General features: G+C 76.6%; 4 protein-coding genes and 1 pseudogene. 2 read left to right on the plus strand and 3 right to left on the minus strand.

Features of this window, described 5'->3' with window-relative positions; genetic code table 11:
- Positions 1–564: pseudogene (locus FA014_RS20305) on the plus strand (thiamine biosynthesis protein ThiF); the annotation flags it as partial.
- A 39-nt stretch (positions 565–603) separates the two neighbouring features.
- On the opposite strand, the gene FA014_RS18550 reads toward FA014_RS20305, so the two are convergent.
- The 3 genes from FA014_RS18550 to FA014_RS18560 form a co-directional block, all read right to left on the minus strand.
- Positions 604–951 carry a WhiB family transcriptional regulator gene (locus tag FA014_RS18550; RefSeq protein WP_154731093.1) on the minus strand — a complete coding sequence of 116 codons (348 nt, stop codon included), beginning with the start codon at positions 949–951 and terminating at the stop codon, positions 604–606.
- A 137-nt stretch (positions 952–1088) separates the two neighbouring features.
- On the minus strand, positions 1089–1292 hold the full coding sequence (locus FA014_RS18555; protein ID WP_154731094.1) for a hypothetical protein: 204 nt from the start codon (positions 1290–1292) through the stop codon (positions 1089–1091).
- Positions 1293–1449: 157 nt separating this feature from the next.
- Entirely contained in the window at positions 1450–3489 is a 2040-nt protein-coding gene (locus tag FA014_RS18560) for an ATP-dependent helicase (RefSeq protein ID WP_154731095.1), read from the minus strand.
- Between the two features lie 146 nt (positions 3490–3635).
- On the opposite strand from FA014_RS18560, the gene FA014_RS18565 reads away from it, so the two are divergent.
- Positions 3636–3902, plus strand: a complete 267-nt coding sequence (locus FA014_RS18565) for a mycoredoxin (protein WP_154731096.1) — start codon at positions 3636–3638, stop codon at positions 3900–3902.
- The last annotated feature ends 196 nt before the right edge of the window (positions 3903–4098 follow it).

Raw genomic sequence — 4098 nt, forward strand, 5'->3', positions numbered from 1 at the left:
GACGAGGGCGCCCCCGCGCGCGACCGGGCCGCCGTCGCCGTCGGCGGCCTGCGCCTGCTGGCCCCGCGGGCACGCGTCCGCACGGCGCCCGGGCCGGGCGGGCTGCTGACCGACCCGCCGGACGTGGTGGTCACGGTGGCCACCGACGCAGCCGACCCGGCGACGGCGCTGAGCCTGCTGGGCGCGGACGTGCCGCACCTGCCCGTCGTGACGCGCGAGGCCGACGCGCTGGTGGGACCGTTCGTCCGCCCGGACCGTCCGGGGGCCGGCCCGCTCCCCTGCCTTCGCTGCCTCGACCTGCACCGGGCGGCGGCGGACGCGGCCTGGCCGGTCGTGCTCGCGCAGCTCGTCGGGTCGCGGCGCGGTGAGGCCGCCGCCGAGCCGCCGGCCGCGCTGGCCGCGGTCGCGGGCGGGTTGGCCGCGGCGGAGGTGCTGGCGCACCTGGACGGCGGGGCGCCGCGGACCCTGGGCGCGCAGTACGAGATCCCGGTGCCGTCCGTCGCCCCCCGGCTGCGCCGGTGGGCGGCGCACCCGGAGTGCGGGTGCGCCGCCCTGGGCGGTTGACGTCCGGCCGGTCGGCCGGTGCCGGGGCCCGACGTGCGGTCAGGCCGCCGGGGTGGCGTCCTTGCGCGGCCGGCCGCGGCCGCGCTTGACGGCGACCACCTGGCCGCCGACGAACACCTCGCCGCCCCACACGCCCCAGGGCTCCTGCCGCTCGATCGCGCCGGCGAGGCAGCCCTCGAGGAGCGGGCAGGTGCGGCAGAGCGCCTTGGCCTGCTCGACCTCGGCGGTCCGCTCGGCGAACCACAGCTCGGGGTCGTTGGACCGGCAGGGGATGAGCCCGGCGACGAGGGCGTCGAACTGCACATCGGTGACGGCGGGCGTCGAGGCGGGCGGCCAGGGACCGGATCCGCCCTGGTTGACCGTGTCGAGCAGCGTCGTGAGCCGCACGGTGTCCTCCTGATGACTTGCGGGTTGAGCGAGGTAGCGGTGGATCCGCGGGTGCCTCGCCCCCCACGCAGGTGCTGGGGAAGACGAAGGCCGCGGAATCCGGTGGACTCCACGGCCTGGACGGGCTGGTCATCGACTCAGATGACCGGTCCTCCTGGGGCGGAGTCGGAGCGGGACGAGAGATCGCGAGCACGCAGCCGGAGACCGGTGCCGCCGAAGCCACGGATGCCCGTGCCCGGGGCGGCCGGGGACACAGCGGTCCCCTGGCGCTTGTCCGAGGTGGGTGCCAGGAACGGCAGCGCGATCGCGCCGACGCCGAACGCGTCGTTGATGTTCTTCACAGCACCACACCTCCTTCTCGTCATCGGGCCGCCGCCGCTTCGCGCAGCACGGCCTTCCAGCAGGACTCGTTCACCGTAGAGGGGCCGTCACCGACGGCACAACCGATTTATCGAGAGATCTTCCGACGAGTTTTCCGGAGTCCCCCGATCGGCCGGCTCACCCGGCCGCCGCGGCCTCGCCGGCCGCGGGTCGGCGACCCGCCACGATCGCCAGCAGGTCGGGCCCGTACCGGTCGATCTTGGCCGGTCCGATCCCCTGGACCCGCGCCAGCTCCGGGACGCTCGCCGGGCGCAGCTCGGCGATGGCCGACAGCGTCGCGTCGCCCAGCACCGTGTACGCGGGCTTCGACGTCGACCGCGCCAGGTCGGCCCGCCAGGCGTGCAGCGCCGCCAGCAGCTCGCCGTCGACCTCCCCGGTGAGCCGCGGGACGGCGCGCGCCCGCCCGTCGCCGAACCGCGCGCGCCCCTCCTGCGGCCACAGGCCGTCGAGGAACCGCGACCGGCGTCGGGTCGCCCGGCCGCCCGGGGTGCGGGACCGGCCGTAGGACAGCTCGAGGTGCAGCCGGGCGCGGGTGATGCCGACGTACAGCAGCCGGCGCTCCTCGGCCAGGTCGGCGGCGGTGTCGGCGGACGCCCACGGCACCAGGCCCTCGCTCAGCCCCGCGAGGAACACCGCGTCCCACTCCAGGCCCTTCGCGGCGTGCAGGGAGGCGAGGGTCACGCCCTCGACGGTCGGGGCGTGCTGCGCGGCCGCGCGCTCGTCCAGGTCGGCGATCAGGTCCTGCACCGTGGCACGACCCCCCGCGCGCTCGGCGGCCGCGGCGAGGTCGTCCGCCAGCGTCACCAGCGCGTGCAGCGTGTCCCAGCGCTCGCGCGAGGCGCCGCGGGCCGCGGGCGGCTCGTCGGACCAGCCCGCCGACCGCAGCGCGTCCCGCACCGTCTCGGTCATCGGCACGTCCGCCTCGGCGGCCACCGCGGCGCCCCGCAGGCGCACGATCGCGTCCCGGACCTCCTTGCGCTGGAAGAACCGCTCGCCGCCGCGGAGCACGTAGCCGATCCCCTGGTGCGCGAGCGCCTGCTCGAACGCCTCCGACTGCGCGTTGGTCCGGTACAGCACGGCGATCTCGCTGGGGCGCGTGCCCGCCGCGATCAGCCGGCCGATCCGGGTGGCGACGCCCGCGGCCTCCGCCTCGTCGTCGTCGTAGACCGCGAACCGCACCGGCCCGGCGGAGGGGCGCTGCGCGATGAGCTCGAGCGGCTCCCAGCGCCCGCCCCGGTCCTTCGGCGCCCGGCGCAGCACCTCGTTGGCCAGGCCGACGACCTGCGGGGTCGACCGGTAGTCGCGCACCAGGCGGACGACCTGGGCCCCGGGGTGCTCCGCGGTGAACCGGGTCAGGTAGTGCGGCGTCGCGCCGGCGAACGAGTAGATGGTCTGGCTCGGGTCGCCGACCACGCACAGCTCGTCCCGGCCGCCGAGCCACTGGTCGAGCAGGAACTTCTGCAGCGGCGAGATGTCCTGGTACTCGTCGACCACGAACCGCCGGTACTGGTGCCGGATCTCGTCCGCGACCGCCCGGTTCTCGACGAGCATCCCGGACAGGAGCCAGAGGATGTCCTCCATGTCCATGACGCCGCGCGCGTCCTTCGCGTCCTCGTACGCCGTGATGAGCCGGGCGACGACGTGGTGGTCGTGGCCGGCCGGCGCGGGGCGGTCCGCGGCCGCGGCGGCGCGCACGTAGTCCTCCGCCGTGATCCGGGACACCTTCGCCCACTCGATCTCCGAGGCCAGGTCCCGCACCGACACCCGGTCCACCGACAGGCCGAGCCGGTGGCACGCGTCCGCGACGACCGGGGCCTTCTGGGCCAGCACCTGGGGCGACGGGCCGCCGACGACCTTGGGCCAGAAGTACCGGAGCTGGCGCAGCGCGGCGGAGTGGAACGTCCGCGCCTGGACGCCCGCGACGCCGAGGTCGCGCAGCCGGGTCCGCATCTCCCCCGCCGCGCGGGCGGTGAACGTGACGGCCAGGACGCTGGTCGGGGCGTAGACGCCGGTGCGCACCCCGTAGGCGATCCGGTGGGTGATCGCGCGGGTCTTCCCGGTGCCGGCACCGGCCAGGACGCACACCGGCCCGGTGAGGGCGCGCGCGACCTCCCGCTGGTCCGGGTCGAGGGCGTCGAGGAGGTCGTCGGCAGGCATCGCCGACGATCCTCGCACCTCCCGCCGACACCCCGGGACCGCCGTCCCCAGGCGCGAGGGCCCCGGTTCCCGGACGCGTCCGGGATGATCCTGCGGGCGCCGGGCGTTCTCCCGGTGACGCGACACCGACGATGCGAAGGCAGACGATGACGACCACGCAGGACCTGCCCGCCGAGGGCACCGTGACGATGTACTCGACCACCTGGTGCGGCTACTGCCGCCGGCTGAAGACGCAGCTCGACTCCGCGGGCATCGCGTACACCGAGGTCGACATCGAGCAGACGCCGGACGCCGCCGCGTTCGTCGAGCAGGTGAACGGCGGCAACCAGACCGTGCCGACGGTGCTGTTCCCGGACGGCTCGGCCGCCACCAACCCGTCGCTGGTGCAGGTCCGCGAGCGCCTCGGCGCCTGACCCACCCGCTGCGGTCGCGCAGCACCCGGGACCCGAGGGCCCGCCCGGCGCCGCTCAGCGCGTGCCGGGCGGGCCCTCGTCCACGGGGGCGGGAGAGGCGCGCCGGCCCTGCCGCCGGGTGGCCGGGGGCTGCGCGGCGGGCTGCTCGTCGTCCGGGCGGTCGGCGGCCGCCCCCGGCCCGGCCGGGACGGTGGCC

Origin of the sequence: Cellulomonas hominis (genome assembly GCF_005239125.1) — a bacterium.
Classification (GTDB): domain Bacteria; phylum Actinomycetota; class Actinomycetes; order Actinomycetales; family Cellulomonadaceae; genus Cellulomonas; species Cellulomonas hominis_A.